Raw genomic sequence first — 567 nt, 5'->3', positions numbered from 1 at the left:
GTCGGCGGCCGCGCCATGCGCTCGCTTTCCGCTGCCGAAGGTTGCATGCCAAGCGCCTTGGCGATCTCGCCGCTCATCTCGTGTTGGACGGCAAACACGCCGGCCATGCCACGGTCGAACCGGTTGGCCCACAGATTGTCGCCCGTTGCCGTATCGATGAGCTGGGCATTGAGGCGGATCTGCTCGCCGGTGCGGCGGACGCTCCCCTCGACAACGAAGCGGACGCCAAGGTCGCGCGCGACGTCCGCCAGCGCTGCAGGCTTGTTCTTGTAGGCGAACACCGAGTTGCGCGCGATGACGTCCAGACCGGACAGCTTGGTGAGGTCGGTGATCAGATCCTCGGTGATGCCGTCAGCGAAATAGTCCTGGCCTGGATCGCCGCCGAGGTTTGCAAACGGCAGCACGGCAACCGATGGCCGCGATGGCACTGAGAACTTCTGCCATGCGAAAATGCCGGCAATCGCGGCGATCGCCAAGGCGGCGGCGCCTGCCAGGATGATGACGCGCGAGCTCGGCCGGTGTGGCGCGGCCGTGACCTTTCCCGATGCTGCGGGATCCAGCAGCAGT

The 567-nt window shown here is 66.0% G+C and carries 1 pseudogene; it reads right to left on the bottom strand.

Annotated features, from left to right (window positions below):
• Positions 1-567: pseudogene (locus NKI37_RS31880) on the bottom strand (adenylate/guanylate cyclase domain-containing protein); the annotation flags it as partial.

It is taken from the genome of Mesorhizobium sp. M0626 (genome assembly GCF_040320665.1).
Lineage (GTDB): Bacteria > Pseudomonadota > Alphaproteobacteria > Rhizobiales > Rhizobiaceae > Mesorhizobium.
Note: the sequence above shows the minus strand (reverse complement) of the source record. Positions and strands in the feature narration are given on the sequence as shown.